Consider the following 14527-nt stretch of genomic DNA (forward strand, 5'->3'; position numbering starts at 1 on the left):
GGACCTTCACGTTCCCCCATCGACTCCGTGTGCGGCTCAACGGTCTAGGACTCCATCCCTCGCCGGAGTCCTGGGCCGTCGCACACGGGGAAGGAAGCGCGTCCTGGCGGGTCCCCCACGCCCGCCAGGACGCGTTCTCCTCCAGGGAACCGCACGACAGCCGCCTCCATCTCCCGATGGGGGCCTTTTCGGTTCCGGGGGCGCACGGGCCGCCCCGCTCCGGAACCCGGGGCGGCTGGCCCGGGTTCCGGAGCGGGAGGGCCGGGTGTCGCGGCGGCAGGCGGGCAGGATCGCCTCACGTGACCTCGTGGCCACGCTCGTCACCCAGCACGCACGAATCACATCTGCCGCCAAGTCCCGGGCCGTCCGCATCGACGACGCCTACAGCCACATCATCAACCCTGGAGGCCGAACGTGGGGGCACCTTTCGTGATGGTGGGACTGGTGGGATTCAGCGGTACCAATGCAATTTCCGAGGCAAGGTCATCTACTGGAAGGACGTGCGCCCGGATGGATGACCATGCACGCCTCCGGCGGCGGCCGGCGCCCAGTCGAGCACCGTCAGATCCTCTGTGACCTCGGTGAACGCCCCCACGACCCGCTCCCCGCGCTCCGGCGGACGCTCCGATCGCCAATTTCCGTACACCAGACAGCCGGAAACCGCCTCCAGCCGGACCATTACCACTAGGTATGGATCGAGCCGTCCCGGCACGAACGGCTGGTGGTTGACGATCCAGCTCTCCACCGTCCCCACGGGGGCGACCTCACGCCAGCGACACCCTTCCGTGCGGCAGAGCGGGCAGAAGGCCCGCGGCGGGAAGCGCGGCGTGCCGCAGGAGGCACATTCCTGTACCGCGAACTCCTTCCTCGCGATCCGCTCCCACCACGGGCGGGAGTCCCGGTCGGGTTCCGGACGGTAGGCCATCACGCCCTCCTCAGGATCAGGGCGGAGGTGGCGGGCAGGATGTAGCCGGGCTGGGACGTCGAGAGCGCCACCTCCGCACCCGGCACCTGCCGGTCCCCGGCGTCCCCTCTGAGCTGGGAGACCGCCTCGGCGACGTGGTTGAGGCCGTGGACGTACCCCTCGGACAGGAAGCCGCCGTGCGTGTTGACCGGAAGCGGGCCGTCCAGGGCGGTCGCGCCCGACTCCACATAAGGGCCGCCCTCGCCCTTGGCGCAGAACCCGTAGTCCTCCAGCTGGACGATCACCGAGTAGGTGAAGCAGTCGTACAGCTCGGCCACGTCCACCTCTCCTGGGCCGAGCCCGGCCTGCGCGTACAGGCGGGGGGCCAGGGCGGCGGCCGCGGTGACCGTGGGGTCGGCGCCGCCTCCCGACAGGTGCGAGGTGCCGCCGCCCCAGGCCGCGCCGGAGATGAGGACGGGCGGGCGGCGCAGCGAGCGGGCGCGCTCGGCCGTGGTGACGACCACGGCGCAGGCCCCGTCGGTCTCCAGGCAGCAGTCCAGCAGCCGGAACGGCTCGGCGATCCACCGGCTGGACAGGTAGTCGTCGAGGGTGATGGGCGTGCGCATGAGAGCGCGCGGGTTCTTGACGGCGTTGGCGCGCTGGGTGACGGCCAGGCGGCCGAAGTGCTCGGCCCTGGTGCCGTAGCGGAGCATGTGGGCGCGGGCGTACATGGCGAACTGCTGCGGCGGGGCCACGTACCCGTACGGAGCCTGGTACTGCACCTCCGGGCTCACCGGGACGCCCCGGCCGGTGCCGCCCATGCGGAACTCCGAGCGGGCGTTGATGGCCCGGTAGCAGACGACGGTCTCGGCCAGGCCCGCGGCCACCGCCAGCGCCGCCTGGCCGACGACGGCGTGGGAGACGCTGCCCCCGCCGAACTGGTCCAGGTGCCAGGCCAGGTCGCTCAGTCCTAGGGCGGGGCCGACCAGGGTGGGCGGCGCGGAGTCGCCCACGCGGTGCGTGGCCAGGCCGTCCACCTCGTCCGCGGTCAGGCCGGCATCCTCCAGCGCGGCCAGCACGGCGCGGCAGGCCAGGGTCAGCGTGCTGACGCCGGAGTCCTTGGTGAAGGGTGTGTAGCCGACCCCCGCGATGGCGGTCACGTTCCTGAATTCAAGCAAGCGCTTGGGCACATACGTCACGTTATGCACCCGTTTTCGCCCGTGTCAACGCAGGTGAGCCGGTACGACTTGACACCTTTCTCCGCTTCCCCCTAGCGTCCAAGCAAGCGCTTGGTAAGATGAGCGCAGTCGGCGTACGAGGAGGCGGACCATGAGCACACACGCTGCCCGGCTCATCGCGCCGGACGGCTGTCGCGGCCTTCCGACGCCCCACCAGCGCAGGACTCGCAACGGAGCCGCCATGCCGACGGGCCCATCCGAGCACAGCCCGAACGGCCACCTCGACAGCCGCCGTTTCCGGCAGGTGCTGGGCAGGTTCGCGACCGGTGTGGTGGCGATCACGGCCGTCGACCCGCTGAGCGGCCGGCCGTGCGGCCTGGCCGCCAACTCCTTCACCTCGGTCTCGCTGGACCCGCCCCTGGTGGCCTTCTGCGTCGCGCACACCAGCACGAGCTGGCCCAAGGTACGCGCCGCCAAGACCGTCACGGTCAACGTGCTGGCCGAGACTCAGCAGGACGTGTGCAAGCAGATGGCGAGCAAGGGCGGCGACAAGTTCGCCGGCCTCGACTGGACCGGCTCCCCCGGCGGCAACCCGGTGCTCGACGGCGCGCTCGCCTGGCTCGACTGCGTGGTCGAGGCCGAGCACGTGGCGGGCGACCACATGATCGTGGTGGCACGGGTGCTGCAGCTCGACACGCTCGCGGAGTGCGGCCCGCTGCTGTTCTTCCGCGGCGGGTACGGCTCGTTCAACGGCGGGTTCCTTGAGCCGTCCTGAGCGGACGGCGAGCTCCATGAGTCGTCCTGAGCGGACGGCGGGCTCCATGTTCGTCCTGAGCGGACGGCAGCGGCCGTGAGCCTTCGCGAGCAGGCCAGGGCCTGGCTGGAGGAGAACCTGCGCGGCGAGTTCGCCGGCGCCAGAGGACTCGGCGGCCCCGGGCGCGAGCACGAGGGCCACGAACTACGCCAGGCCTGGGAACGTCACCTCGGCCGGCACGGCTGGACCTGCCTCGGCTGGCCCGAGCGGTACGGCGGCCGCGCCGCCTCCCTCGCCGACCAGGTCGCCTTCCACGAGGAGTACGCCAGAGCCGGCGCCCCCGCCCGGGTGGGCCTCATCGGCGAGGGACTGGTCGGCCCCACCATCCTGGAGTTCGGCACCGACGAGCAGAAGGACCGCTTCCTGCCCCCGATCCGGCGCGGCGAGGAGCTGTGGTGCCAGGGCTACTCCGAGCCGGAGGCCGGCTCCGACCTGGCCAACGTCCAGACGCGGGCCCGGCTCGAAGCGGGCGAGTGGGTGATCACCGGGCAGAAGGTGTGGACGTCGCTGGCGCACGTGGCCGACTGGTGCTTCGTCCTCTGCCGTACGGAGGAGGGCTCCCGGCGTCACCACGGGCTGTCGTACCTGCTGGTGCCGATGAACCGCCCCGGCGTCGAGGTCCGCCCGATCGTGCAGCTCACCGGCACCTCCGAGTTCAACGAGGTGTTCTTCGACGGCGCGCGGACGGCGGCGGGCAACATCCTCGGCACGCCGGGCGACGGCTGGCGGGTGGCCATGGCCACGCTCGGCCACGAGCGCGGGGCGTCCACGCTCGGCCAGCAGCTCGGGTTCGCGCGGGAGCTGGACGCGGTGATCGCCACGGCCCGGCGCACGGGCGCCGCCACGGACCCCGTGCTGCGCGACCGGCTCGTCCGCGCCTGGCTGGAGCTGCGGATCATGCGGCTGAACGCGCTCAGGACGATGCGCCCCGACCCGGGACCCGAGGTGTCGATCGCCAAGCTGTACTGGTCGGAGTGGCACCGCAGGCTGGGCGAGCTGGCCCAGGCCGTCCAGGGCCGGGCGGGGCTCGCCTGCGACCCCGATGGGCTGAACGAGCTGCAGCGGCTCTACCTGTTCAGCCGGGCCGACACCATCTATGCCGGTTCCAGCGAGATCCAGCGCAACATCATCGCCGAGCGCACCCTGGGACTTCCCCGCTGATCGACCCGCTGATCGGAGCCGCCGATGTCACCGTCCCCGCCGAAACCACCGGCCCCGCCGAAACCACCGGCCCCGCCGAAACCACCGCCCCAGCCGAAGGCGCACGGCCTGCTGGACGGCAAGGTCACGCTCGTCACGGCCGCCGCGGGCGCCGGCATCGGCTACGCCACCGCCCGGCGCTGCGCCGAGGAGGGCGCCACGATCGTCGTCTCCGACCGGCACGAGCGCCGCCTGTCGGCCGCCGCCGACGCGCTGACCGAGCTGACCGGGGTCAAGCCGCTGGCCGTCCCGTGCGACGTGACCTCGGAGGCGCAGGTGCTGGCGCTGTTCGACGCGGTCGTGGAGGCGCACGGGCGGCTGGACGTGGTGGTCAACAACGCCGGGCTCGGCGGGACCGCGCCGCTGGCCGAGATGACCGACGAGCAGTGGCACGCGGTCATCGACGTCACGCTGCACGGCACCATGCGCTGCACCAGGGCGGCCCTGCGGCAGATGATCGCCCAGGGCTCCGGGGTCATCGTGAACAACGCCTCCGTGGTCGGCTGGCGGGCCCAGCAGGGGCAGGCGCACTACGCCGCGGCCAAGGCGGGTGTGATGGCGCTGACCAGGTGCGTCGCGATGGAGGCGGCCGAGCACGGCGTGCGGGTCAACGCCGTGGCGCCGTCGCTGGCGGTGCATCCGTTCCTGGCGAAGGTGACCAGCGAGGAGCTGCTGGCGGAGCTGGCGGCCAAGGAGGCGTTCGGGCGGTCGGCGGAGCCGTGGGAGGTGGCGAACGTGATCGTCTTCCTGGCCAGCGACTACTCCTCGTACATGACGGGCGAGGTCGTCTCGGTCTCCTCCCAGCACCCCTGACCGGCCCGGATCGTCCCTGTCAGGGAAAGACCAGGGTGGCCGGACGGGCGATCCGGATCTAGTGTCCGGACCATGGGCACACGCTCTTCGTTCCTGCTCGATGTCCTCATGACGGAGTTCGGCGAGTCGATCAAGCGAGACCCCGCCGCTTTCAGGCGGAAGTTCAGGAAGATGGCGGCCTCCCCCTTCGCGTTCTACCGGGGCAGCGCCTGCCTGTTCTACGCGGACATGACCGGATCCTTCGCCGACGAGTCCTACCTCGACGGGCCGACCAGCCGGGTGTGGATCCACGGCGACCTGCACGCGGAGAACTTCGGCACGTACATGAACGCCTCCGGCGTCCTCGTCTTCAACGTCAACGACTTCGACGAGGCGTACGTGGGCCCCTACGTCTGGGACCTCAAGCGGTTCGCGGCCAGCCTGGCCCTGCTCGGGTACGCCAAGGCGCTGTCCGACGACTCGATCAGCGTGCTGGTGACCGACTTCGCCGGGGCGTACCTGGTCGAACTGGGCGCCATAGCGGCCGGTGGCGACGACGCGATCGGCTCGCTCACGCTCGACAGCACCACCGGCGTGCTGCACCGGGTCCTGCAGCGGGCCCGGCTGAGCACCAGGGTGGCGCTGCTCGACGTCGAGACCGTGATCGACGACTACGACCGGCGCTTCGCGCTCATGGAGGGGCGTGAGCCGGTGGACGCGGCGACCCGGCTGGCGGTGGTGGCGGCCTTCGAGGACTACCTGGCCACGCTGCCGGCGCCCCTCGCGCCGCACGAGCAGGTGGTCAAGGACGTGGCGCTGCGCAAGGGCGTGGGCATCGGGTCGGCGGGGCTGCCGTCGTACAACCTGCTGCTCGAAGGGCGCTCGCAGGCGCTGGAGAACGACGTGATCCTCTACATGAAGCAGGCGGCGGCCCCCGCCGTGGCGCGGTACATCTCCGACGAGAAGGTCAGCTCCTACTTCCTGCACCAGGGGCACCGCACGGCCGAATCGCAGCGCGCGCTGCAGGCCTACGCCGATCCGTGGCTGGGGTTCACCGCGCTCGGCGGGGTGGGGCAGCTGGTGGCCGAGGTGTCCCCGTACTCGGCCGACCTCGACTGGGACGACGTCAACGAGCCGGCGGAGCTGCGCTCGATCGTGCAGGACCTGGGGCGGGCGGTGGCGCGCATGCACTCGGTGGCCGACGACGAGTCCAGTCACGACCTGGTGGACTTCTCGACGGAGGAGGCGATCGTGGCGGTGATCGGCGACGACAGGTCCGGGTTCGTCGCGGCGTTGGTGGACTTCGCCCACCGGTACGGGGCGCGGGCCAGGGACGATCACCAGCGGTTCGTCGACCTGTTCCGCAACGGCCGCCTGCCCGGGGTGTGAGCGTCCCAGCCCTGACAGCCGACCGGTCGGTATGGCATGCTCCCAGAACATGACTCTGTTCTCAGTGGAAGGCAAGAACGTCGTCGTCACCGGCGGTTCGCGCGGCATCGGGCGCATGATCGCCGCCGGGTTCGTCGAGGCGGGCGCGACCGTGCACATCTCCGCCCGTAAGACGGCCGAGGTGGAGAAGACGGCCGCCGAGCTCGGCTGCTCCGCCGTGCCGGCCGACCTGTCCACGCCCGAGGGGCTGGAACGGCTGGTGTCGGCGGTGGACGGGCCGCTGCACGTGCTGGTGAACAACGCGGGGGCGACCTGGGGCGCGCCGCTGGAGGAGTATCCCGAGAGCGCCTTCGACAAGCTCTGGAACATCAACGTCAAGGGGGTGTTCCAGCTGACCCAGCGGTTCCTGCCGCAGTTGCGCCAGGCGGCCGGCGCCGACGACCCGGCCCGGGTGATCAACGTCGGCTCGATCGACGGGCTCAGGGTGCCGGCCCTGGAGAGTTACGCCTACTCCTCGACGAAGTCGGCCGTCCACATGCTCACCCGCCACCTGGCCAAGCGCCTGGCCGGCGAGCACATCACGGTCAACGCCATCGCGCCGGGGCCGTTCGACTCGAAGATGATGGCGTTCGCGCTCGACGACCCCGCCACCCGCGCGAGCATCGCCGCGAACGTCCCGCTGGGGCGCATCGGGCGGCCGGAGGACATGGCGGGCGCGGCCATCTTCCTGGCCTCGCGGGCGGGGGCGTACCTCACCGGCGCGGTCATCCCGGTGGACGGCGGGATCTCCTGCTGATCAGAGCAGCTCGCGCAGCGCCCTGGCGAAGCTCGCCGCCGCCGACGGCTCGTGGTGCAGGTAGAGGGAGGGCTCGGTCAGCTCGAGCTCGATGACGGCGGGCGCACCGCCGGGTAGCCGGACCAGATCGACCCTGGCATAGAGAAGGACATGGGGTACGGCGGTGAGCACCTTCTCGGCGAGGTCGACCTGGTCCGGAGCAGGAGTGCGGAGCCCGGCCCCGGAGATGTCGCCGGGACCCGCTCCGCGGGCGAGCATCGGCTTCCTGCGGACGGCGTGACTGAGGCGGCCGTTGAAGAACAGCAGCGAGGTCTCGCCCTCCGACTCCACCATGTCGAGGTACGGCTGCACCATCGGCGCGCGCCCCGCGGCCTCCAGCGCCGCGGCCAGCGCCTCGGCCTCGGCGCGGTCGGCGGTCCTGACGGTGTCGCGGGCCCCGCCGGAGACGGTCGGCTTGACCACGTATTCCGGCCAGTCGGGCAGCCCCCGCGACGACCAGTGCGTGGGCACGATCGGCACACCCAGGTCGCGCAGGTAGGTCTTGTCGGTGTTGGACTCCAGCACCGCGTACGGGTTCAGCAGCCGCGTGACGGACTCCACGCCGCGCGCCCACGCCAGGAACTCCTCCCGCCGCAGGATGTAGTCCCAGACGGAACGGACGACGACCGCGTCGTAGGCGCTCCAGTCGACGGCCGGATCGTCCCAGCGCTCGGCGCACCCGTCGATCCCGGCCTCCTTCCAGGCGGTCAGGACCAGGTCGAGCTCGTCGTCCTCAGAGAAATTCTCAAACGTGGCATAGGCACAGAGAGTCACGCAAAGATGCTAATACGGCGCGAGCCGGGCCTTTTCCGACCCGGCCCGCCCCTCCCGCACGGGCGCGCCGCGTTCCGTCAGGTCCGCGACGCGGGGGGCCGGACTAGTCGACCACGTCGTCGACGACCACGTCACTGCCGTTGGTCCCCGTCACGGCGTTGCCGTTGACGTTGTTGATCGCGGTGGCGCCGAGGCCGTTCACGTTGGAGTTGACGACGTTGCCGAAGTTGTTGCCCGACTGCGAGGAGCCGCGGTTGGAGCTGGTGTTGCCGGCGTTCGTGTCGGCCTGGGCGGGGGCCGACAGCAGGGTCACGCCGGCCGCGGCGGCGATGAGACCGGTCACGCAGAGCTTCTTCATCATGGTGCTTGCCCTTTCGTAGTGCTGTTCTGGGACGTCAGCGGGATCAGTAGAAGATGTACGTCACCGTGATGCCGCCGTTGCTGGCGGTCGGCGCGATGCCGTTGACGTTGTTGACGTTGGTCGAGCGTCCCGAGCCTTGGTTGCCGGCCAGGACGTCCCCGAAGTTGTTGCCCGACTGGGACGAATCGCTGTTGCCGCTCCGGTTCGCGGACCAGTTGGCACCGGTCCACGGGCCGATCCAGTCGTCGTCAGCGTGAGCGGGGACTGCCAGTAGTGTGCCGCCGGCGACCGCTGCCAGCACGGCCGCGGCGGCGCACACCCTTCTGATCACTTCTGCTCCTTCGCCAGTTGGAGAAGAGCTCGGAGACGGCGCTCGCCAGGGCCCTGGGACGCACACCATCTCCTTGACCTTCCTTGGACCTCAGGGGATCAAGGTCAGTGCGAGCATATAGCGTTACGTGGTCGATTAGTAGCTGTGAGTGATCAGAATATTGTTCGAACCATACGCTGACACGGGATGTCAGTGACCCGGCCTTACCGTCCGGCGCATGATCTACGAACTACGCCGCTACCAGATGCGCCCGGGGCGGCGCGACGATCTCATCGACTTGTTCGAACGAAAGTTCATCGAGACGCAGGAGGCCGCCGGTATGCGCGTGGCCGCGTCCTTCCGCGAGGACGGCGAGCCCGACACCTTCCCCTGGTTGCGCGCCTTTCCCGACATGGAGACGCGGCGGGCGGCGCTGACCGACTTCTACAGCGGCCCCGTGTGGCTGGCCAACCGCGACGCGGCCAACGCCACCCTGATCGACTCCGACGACGTGCTGCTGCTGCGCCCGGCCGGACCCGAGCTGCCGTTCGGGGAACGACCTCCGGCCGGGGCGACGGACCTGCCGTCGTCACTCTACGTAGTCACCATCCATCACGTGGCCGGGGACGGCTTCGCCGGCGTCTTCGCCCGGGAGGCGGTGCCGGCGCTGGCCGGGGCGGGGGTGCGGCCGGTGGCCTGCCTGGAGAGCGAGCACGCGGAGAACACCTATCCGCGACTGCCCGTCAGGACGGGGGTGAACGTGTTCGTGTGGTTCGCCCGGTTCGAGACGGCGGAGGAGGAGCGGGAAGTGGACCTGCCGATGCTGAAGCCGTACCTGACCGCGCCCACGGAACGGCTGCGCCTGCGCCCCACCGCCCGGTCGTCCCTGCGCTGATCCCGCGCCGTCACCGGCCGCCGCCGCGCTGATCCCGCGCCGTCACCGGCCGTCCCCACGCTGATCCCGCGCCGCCCCCGGCCGCCCCCGCGCCACCTCCGGCCGTCTCCACGCTGGCTCCGGCCGCCCCCGCCCGGTCGGCGGGCCGGCTTTCCACGCGAGGGCCCGCGTCGGTTCCGGGCCGGTCGCCGGTCAGTCCGAGACGAGGTGGCGCCAGGCGGGGATCTCGCCGCCGCCGTCCACCCGTACCTCCGCGCCGGTCACGTAGCCGGGGGCGGCCAGCCACAGGCAGACCTGGGCCACGTCGGCGGGCGTGGCCATCCGACCGGCCGGGATGGCCCGGCCGTCGAGGTCCGTTCGGCCGCCGTAGTGGTCCGCCGCGTCCTGGGTGCTGGCCAGGCCCACGACGACCGTGTTGACGCGGACCCGGGGGGCCCACTCGGCGGCCAGGCAGCGGGCCAGGTGGTGCAGGCCGGCCTTGGCGGCGCCGTACGCGGAGGTGCCGGGTGAAGGGCGGGCGCCGCTCGCGCTGCCGATCATCACCACGGCACCGCCCACGGCGGCGAGCAGCGGGTACGCGCGCTGCGAAACCAGCAGCGGGGCCGTCAGGTTGAGCTCGATGACGCGGGCGTGCAGGCGGGGCGACGTGCCCTCCAGGGGCGCGGGAGGCGACCCGCCCGCGTTGTTGACCACGACGTCGAGCCGGTCGAACCCCGAGATCAGCCGCTCGACGTCCGCGGGATCGCGCACGTCGGCCTGGACGAGACGGATCCCCCCGGCCGGGACGAAACCCGACCCGCCCGCGCCGGCCCCGGTCCCGCCGGAGCCGCGGTCGTGGGGGGAGGGTGGGGTTCTGGCGCAGACGGTGACCTCGGCGCCGGCCGCGGCGAAGGCGGCGGCGATGCCGGCGCCGATGCCCTTGGTGCCGCCGGTCACCAGGACGTGCTTGCCCGCGTAGTCGTAAGTCACGGTCACGAGTGCTACCGTACCAAGCAAGCGTTAGGTAAGGGGGGAGATGGACATCACGTTGCTGGGCGGAGCGGTCGCCGAGGTGGTCGTGGACCTGCCGCCGGTGAACGCGCTGGCCGTGCGGGACTGGGAGAAGCTGGCCCGCCTCGTGCGGGCGGCCGGCGAGGACCCCGCGACCCGGGTTGTCGTGCTGCGGGCCGAGGGACGCGGGTTCAACGCGGGAGTGGACATCAAGGAGATGCGCGACAGCGAGGGGCACGCGGCGCTGGTCGGGGCCAACCGGGCGTGCTACGAGGCGTTCGCCGCCGTGTACGAGTGCGCCGTGCCGGTGATCGCGGCCGTGCACGGGCACTGCCTGGGCGGCGGCGTCGGGCTGGCCGGGAACGCGGACGTGGTGGTGGCCGGGGATGACGCCTACTTCGGCCTGCCCGAGGTGGACCGGGGCGCGCTGGGCGCCGCCACGCACCTGTCCAGGCTGGTGCCGCAGCATCTCGTCCGGGCCATGGTCTACACGTGCAGAAACGTCACCGCCGCCGAGCTGCACGCCTTCGGGTCGGTCCTGGAGGTGGTGCCGCGCGACAAGCTGCGTGAGGCGGCGATGGAGGTGGCGGGGCAGATCGCGGCCAAGGACCCGTACGTGATCCGGCGCGCGAAGGAGTCGCTCAACGGCATCGACCCGATGGACGTCAACCGCAGCTACCGCTTCGAGCAGGGCTTCACCTTCGAGCTCAACCTGCTGGGCATCGGCGAGCGGCACAGGGAGCGGTTCGAGTGAGCGCGTCGGCGAGCGACCCGGGGGCCAGTCCGGGGGCCAGTCCGGGGGCCCGTAGGGGGAGCAAGGTGATGACGGCCGAGCAGGTGGCCGCGTCCGTGGAGAGCGGGATGGCGGTCGGGATCGGCGGCTGGGGCTCGCGCCGCAAGCCCATGGCCCTGGTCCGCGCCCTGCTCCGCTCCCCCGTCCGCGACCTCACGATCATCTCGTACGGCGGCCCCGACGTCGGCATGTTGTGCGCGGCCGGAAAGGTGCGCAGGGTCGTGGCCCCGTTCGTGACGCTCGACTCCATCCCCCTCGAACCGCACTTCAGAAGGGCCCGCCAGACGGGGGCGATCGAGTTCACCGAGTACGACGAGGGCATGTTCATGTTCGGCCTGCTGGCCGGGGCGCACCGGCTGCCGTTCCTGCCGACGCGGGCGGGGCTGGGCTCAGACGTGATGCGGGTCAATCCGGAGCTGCGGACCGTGCGCTCGCCGTACGGGGACGGGGAGGAGCTGGTCGCGGTGCCGGCGCTGACGCCCGACGTGGCGCTCGTGCACGTGAACCGGGCCGACGCACGGGGCAACGCCCAGTACCTGGGTCCCGACCCGTACTTCGACGACCTCTACGCCAAGGCCGCCGGGCGCTGCTACGTCTCGTGCGAGCGGCTGGTGGACCCGGCCGATCTGCTGAAGGAGGGGCCGGTGCAGTCGTTGCTGATCAGCCGCTCGATGGTGGCGGGCGTGGTGGAGGCGCCGGGCGGCGCCGGGTTCACCTCGTGCGAGCCCGACTACGGCCGCGACGAGGCCGAGCAGCGACGGTACGTGGAGACCCCGTGGGAGGACTTCCGTGAGCAGGGCTGACGTGTGCGTGGTGGCCTGCGCGGAGGCGTTCAGAGGTGACGGGGAGATCCTCGCGGCCGGGATCGGCGGGGCGGTCACGGTGCTGGCCGCGCGGCTGGCCCGGCTGACGTTCGAGCCGGACCTGCTCACCCACGACGGCGTCTGCCTGCTCACCGGCGACGTGCCCGCGCTCGGCGAGACGCCGCAGGTGGTGGAGGGGTGGCTGCCCTTCCGTGAGCACCTGTGGCTGGTGCTGAACGGGCGGCGGCACGTCATGCTCGGGGCCAGCCAGATCGACCGGCACGGCAACACGAACATCTCCTGCGTCGGCGACTGGGCCAGGCCGAAGGCGCAGTTGCTCGGCGTGCGCGGCGCCCCGGGGAACACGCGCTGCGACCCGACGAGTTACTGGATCCCCAAGCACTCGGCCAGGGTGTTCGTGCCCGAGGTGGACATGGTCAGCGGGCTCGGCACCGACAGGGGCGCGTACGAGCTGCGCCGGGTGGTGACGAACCTGGCCGTGCTCGACCTCGGCGGGCCCGGCGGGGCGATGCGGCTGGTGTCGGTGCATCCGGGGGTCAGCGTGGCCGACGTGGTGGCCGCGACCGGGTTCGAGCTGGCCGGCGCAGGCGACGACGTCCCCCGTACGCGGGAGCCGACCGAGGAGGAGCTGCGCGTGCTCGACCGCCTCGACCCCGGCCGCCTGCGCGAGCGGGAGGTGGCCGGTTGAGGACCGCGCTGACGTCGCTGGTCGGCTGCCGGCATCCGATCGTGCAGACCGGCATGGGGTACGTCGCCGGGGCCCGGCTGGCCGCGGCCACGTCGGCGGCGGGCGGCCTGGGCATCATCGGGTCGGCCACTATGTCGGTGCCGGAGATGACCGCGGCGATCAGGCGGGTCAAGGAGCGGACGGACGCCCCCTTCGGAGTGAACCTGCGCGCCGACGCCGACGACGCGGCCGCCAGGATCGAGGTGCTGATCAGGGAGGGCGTGCGGGTGGCGTCGTTCGCCCTGGCGCCGCGCCGTGAGCTGATCGCCCGGCTCAAGGACGCGGGCGTGGTGACGATCCCGTCGGTGGGGGCGCGCCGGCACGCGGCGAAGGTGGCGGAGTGGGGGGCCGACGCGGTGATCGTGCAGGGCGGAGAGGGCGGAGGGCACACCGGGCCGGTGGCGACCACCCTGCTGCTGCCGCAGGTCGTGGACGCGGTGGACATCCCGGTGATCGCGGCGGGCGGCTTCTTCGACGGGCGGGGGCTGGTGGCGGCGCTGGCGTACGGCGCCTGCGGGATCGCCATGGGCACCCGGTTCCTGCTGACCGCCGACTCGCCCGTGCCCGACGAGGTGAAGCGGTTCTACCTGGCGGCGCGGGAGACCGTGGTGACCCGCGACGTGGACGGGGTGCCGCACCGGGTGCTGAACACGCCGTTCGTGGCCTCGCTCGAACGTTCCCGCCTGGTCAGGGCGGTGGTGAACGGGGCCAGGTTCAAGCGGCTGTCGGGGCTGTCCTGGCGGTCGATGCTGCGCGAGGGACGGCGGATGCGGCGGGGCCGCGAGCTGACGTGGGCGCAGGTGCTGCAGGCGGCGAACACGCCGGTGCTGCTGCGGGCGGCCATGGTGGAGGGCCGGGTGGACCTGGGGGTGATGGCCTCGGGGCAGGTGGTCACGGTGATCGACGACCTGCCGTCCTGCCGCGAGCTGATCGAACGCGTCATGACGGAGGCGGAGGCGACCCTGTCCCGCCTGCCCGCGCACGCGCCCCGGCAGGACGAGACGCCGCACCGTGCGGCACGGCCGGACGAGGCGGCTGCAGGACGGTGATGCCGTACGACGCGGCGGCTACAGGACCGTGATGCCGCGGGCGGCGAGGATGGCGTTGGCCTGCGTCTGGTTGATGACGGCTCCGGCGAACGCGCGCAGCCTGTCGTCGTCCGGCTGCCCCAGGTCGGCCCCGCGCAGGTCGGCCTGCTGGAACTTGGTCAGCAGCAGCCGCGCGCCGATGAGCCGGCAGTCGCTCAACGTGGCCTGGGTGAAGTCGCAGCCGGACAGGTCGGCGTCGTCGAAGCGCACGCCCTCGATCACCTCGCCGCGCAGCGAGCAGCCGCCGAGGTTGGCCAGGGTCAGGTTGGAGCGCGCGACCTTGAAGCCGGTGCCCCTGGAGCCGGTCAGCGAGGCGCCGATCATGCGGCAGCCGGTGAAGGAGACGTCGGTCAGCAGCGCGCCGCCGAACTGGGCCGACGACAGGTCCACGTCGGTGAAGGTCGCGTCGATGAGGTCGGCGTCGCTGAACCTGATCCGCATCCCGCCGCCGCCCTTGAACACCGCCCCGTCGAGGTCGGCCTTGCGGAAGTCGGTCTGCTCCAGCACGCACGACTCGAACCGCGCCCCGGCCAGCGAGGCGCCCCACAGGTCGGTCTCCGTCAGGTCGCACTCGCGGAAGACGTGGGTCTCCCCCTGGGGCAGCCGGTCGCCCAGCGCCTTGTGCGAGAGGTCCTCGCCGTCGAAGTTCACGA

The 14527-nt window shown here is 71.9% G+C and carries 17 protein-coding genes; 10 read left to right on the forward strand and 7 right to left on the reverse strand.

What is annotated here, in order from left to right:
- Positions 1–487: 487 nt before the first annotated feature.
- Positions 488–925, reverse strand: coding sequence for a Zn-ribbon domain-containing OB-fold protein (locus OIE67_RS35920; protein ID WP_326628875.1), 438 nt, complete (start codon positions 923–925; stop codon positions 488–490).
- The gene (locus tag OIE67_RS35925; protein WP_407674768.1) at positions 925–2064 is read right to left on the reverse strand and encodes a thiolase C-terminal domain-containing protein; all 1140 of its coding nucleotides are present in this window, start codon (positions 2062–2064) and stop codon (positions 925–927) included. The genes OIE67_RS35920 and OIE67_RS35925 overlap by 1 nt, the downstream gene beginning before the upstream one ends.
- A gap of 169 nt (positions 2065–2233) precedes the next feature.
- Between OIE67_RS35925 and OIE67_RS35930 the strand changes: the two genes are divergently transcribed.
- The 5 genes from OIE67_RS35930 to OIE67_RS35950 all read left to right on the forward strand — a co-directional run bounded on the left by OIE67_RS35930 (position 2234) and on the right by OIE67_RS35950 (position 7073).
- Positions 2234–2857, forward strand: a complete 624-nt coding sequence (locus OIE67_RS35930) for a flavin reductase family protein (RefSeq protein WP_456094140.1) — start codon at positions 2234–2236, stop codon at positions 2855–2857.
- Between the two features lie 75 nt (positions 2858–2932).
- The gene (locus OIE67_RS35935) at positions 2933–4057 is read left to right on the forward strand and encodes an acyl-CoA dehydrogenase family protein (protein ID WP_326628877.1); all 1125 of its coding nucleotides are present in this window, start codon (positions 2933–2935) and stop codon (positions 4055–4057) included.
- Positions 4058–4081: 24 nt separating this feature from the next.
- Positions 4082–4909, forward strand: a complete 828-nt coding sequence (locus OIE67_RS35940; RefSeq protein WP_326628878.1) for an SDR family oxidoreductase — start codon at positions 4082–4084, stop codon at positions 4907–4909.
- A 72-nt stretch (positions 4910–4981) separates the two neighbouring features.
- Positions 4982–6277: a DUF2252 domain-containing protein gene (locus OIE67_RS35945; RefSeq protein WP_326628880.1), complete on the forward strand. Its 1296-nt coding sequence runs from the start codon at positions 4982–4984 to the stop codon at positions 6275–6277.
- Positions 6278–6326: 49 nt separating this feature from the next.
- The gene (locus tag OIE67_RS35950; RefSeq protein ID WP_326628882.1) at positions 6327–7073 is read left to right on the forward strand and encodes an SDR family oxidoreductase; all 747 of its coding nucleotides are present in this window, start codon (positions 6327–6329) and stop codon (positions 7071–7073) included.
- Here OIE67_RS35950 and OIE67_RS35955 read toward each other — a convergent pair whose 3' ends face one another.
- The 3 genes from OIE67_RS35955 to OIE67_RS35965 form a co-directional block, all read right to left on the reverse strand.
- Positions 7074–7886: an ATP-grasp domain-containing protein gene (locus OIE67_RS35955; RefSeq protein ID WP_326628885.1), complete on the reverse strand. Its 813-nt coding sequence runs from the start codon at positions 7884–7886 to the stop codon at positions 7074–7076. It lies immediately after the preceding gene.
- A gap of 103 nt (positions 7887–7989) precedes the next feature.
- Entirely contained in the window at positions 7990–8247 is a 258-nt protein-coding gene (locus OIE67_RS35960; RefSeq protein ID WP_106235117.1) for a hypothetical protein, read from the reverse strand.
- A gap of 43 nt (positions 8248–8290) precedes the next feature.
- Complete coding sequence (locus OIE67_RS35965; RefSeq protein WP_326628888.1) at positions 8291–8578, reverse strand: hypothetical protein; 288 nt, start codon at positions 8576–8578, stop codon at positions 8291–8293.
- A gap of 217 nt (positions 8579–8795) precedes the next feature.
- Here OIE67_RS35965 and OIE67_RS35970 point away from each other — a divergent pair, with 217 nt between their 5' ends.
- Positions 8796–9452 (forward strand): NIPSNAP family protein, encoded by a 657-nt coding sequence (locus OIE67_RS35970; protein WP_326628890.1) that lies wholly within the window; start codon positions 8796–8798, stop codon positions 9450–9452.
- A 192-nt stretch (positions 9453–9644) separates the two neighbouring features.
- On the opposite strand, the gene OIE67_RS35975 is transcribed toward OIE67_RS35970, so the two are convergent.
- Positions 9645–10427: an SDR family oxidoreductase gene (locus OIE67_RS35975; RefSeq protein WP_326628892.1), complete on the reverse strand. Its 783-nt coding sequence runs from the start codon at positions 10425–10427 to the stop codon at positions 9645–9647.
- Between the two features lie 40 nt (positions 10428–10467).
- Here OIE67_RS35975 and OIE67_RS35980 point away from each other — a divergent pair, with 40 nt between their 5' ends.
- The 4 genes from OIE67_RS35980 (at position 10468) to OIE67_RS35995 (ending at position 13835) form a co-directional block, all read left to right on the forward strand.
- Entirely contained in the window at positions 10468–11196 is a 729-nt protein-coding gene (locus OIE67_RS35980; protein ID WP_326628893.1) for an enoyl-CoA hydratase family protein, read from the forward strand.
- Between the two features lie 68 nt (positions 11197–11264).
- On the forward strand, positions 11265–12038 hold the full coding sequence (locus tag OIE67_RS35985) for a CoA transferase subunit A (RefSeq protein WP_326628895.1): 774 nt from the start codon (positions 11265–11267) through the stop codon (positions 12036–12038).
- A complete protein-coding gene (locus OIE67_RS35990; RefSeq protein WP_326628896.1) occupies positions 12025–12747 on the forward strand; it encodes a CoA-transferase subunit beta in 723 nt (240 codons plus the stop codon). The genes OIE67_RS35985 and OIE67_RS35990 overlap by 14 nt, the downstream gene beginning before the upstream one ends.
- Positions 12744–13835: an NAD(P)H-dependent flavin oxidoreductase gene (locus tag OIE67_RS35995; RefSeq protein WP_326628898.1), complete on the forward strand. Its 1092-nt coding sequence runs from the start codon at positions 12744–12746 to the stop codon at positions 13833–13835. Before OIE67_RS35990 ends, OIE67_RS35995 begins: the two co-directional genes overlap by 4 nt.
- A gap of 18 nt (positions 13836–13853) precedes the next feature.
- On the opposite strand, the gene OIE67_RS36000 is transcribed toward OIE67_RS35995, so the two are convergent.
- Positions 13854–14525 (reverse strand): pentapeptide repeat-containing protein, encoded by a 672-nt coding sequence (locus OIE67_RS36000; protein WP_326628900.1) that lies wholly within the window; start codon positions 14523–14525, stop codon positions 13854–13856.
- Positions 14526–14527 lie beyond the last annotated feature (2 nt).

It is taken from the genome of Nonomuraea fuscirosea (genome assembly GCF_035917475.1).
Lineage (GTDB): Bacteria > Actinomycetota > Actinomycetes > Streptosporangiales > Streptosporangiaceae > Nonomuraea > Nonomuraea fuscirosea.

Excerpts from the sequence above, each read along its gene's own strand:
- OIE67_RS35920 (WP_326628875.1), bottom strand. The coding sequence starts at position 925 with ATGGCCTACCGTCCGGAACCCGACCGGGACTCCCGCCCGTGGTGGGAG.
- OIE67_RS35930 (WP_456094140.1), top strand. The coding sequence starts at position 2,234 with ATGAGCACACACGCTGCCCGGCTCATCGCGCCGGACGGCTGTCGCGGC.
- OIE67_RS35940 (WP_326628878.1), top strand. The coding sequence starts at position 4,082 with ATGTCACCGTCCCCGCCGAAACCACCGGCCCCGCCGAAACCACCGGCC.
- OIE67_RS35945 (WP_326628880.1), top strand. The coding sequence starts at position 4,982 with ATGGGCACACGCTCTTCGTTCCTGCTCGATGTCCTCATGACGGAGTTC.
- OIE67_RS35950 (WP_326628882.1), top strand. The coding sequence starts at position 6,327 with ATGACTCTGTTCTCAGTGGAAGGCAAGAACGTCGTCGTCACCGGCGGT.
- OIE67_RS35960 (WP_106235117.1), bottom strand. The coding sequence starts at position 8,247 with ATGATGAAGAAGCTCTGCGTGACCGGTCTCATCGCCGCCGCGGCCGGC.
- OIE67_RS35970 (WP_326628890.1), top strand. The coding sequence starts at position 8,796 with ATGATCTACGAACTACGCCGCTACCAGATGCGCCCGGGGCGGCGCGAC.
- OIE67_RS35980 (WP_326628893.1), top strand. The coding sequence starts at position 10,468 with ATGGACATCACGTTGCTGGGCGGAGCGGTCGCCGAGGTGGTCGTGGAC.
- OIE67_RS35985 (WP_326628895.1), top strand. The coding sequence starts at position 11,265 with ATGACGGCCGAGCAGGTGGCCGCGTCCGTGGAGAGCGGGATGGCGGTC.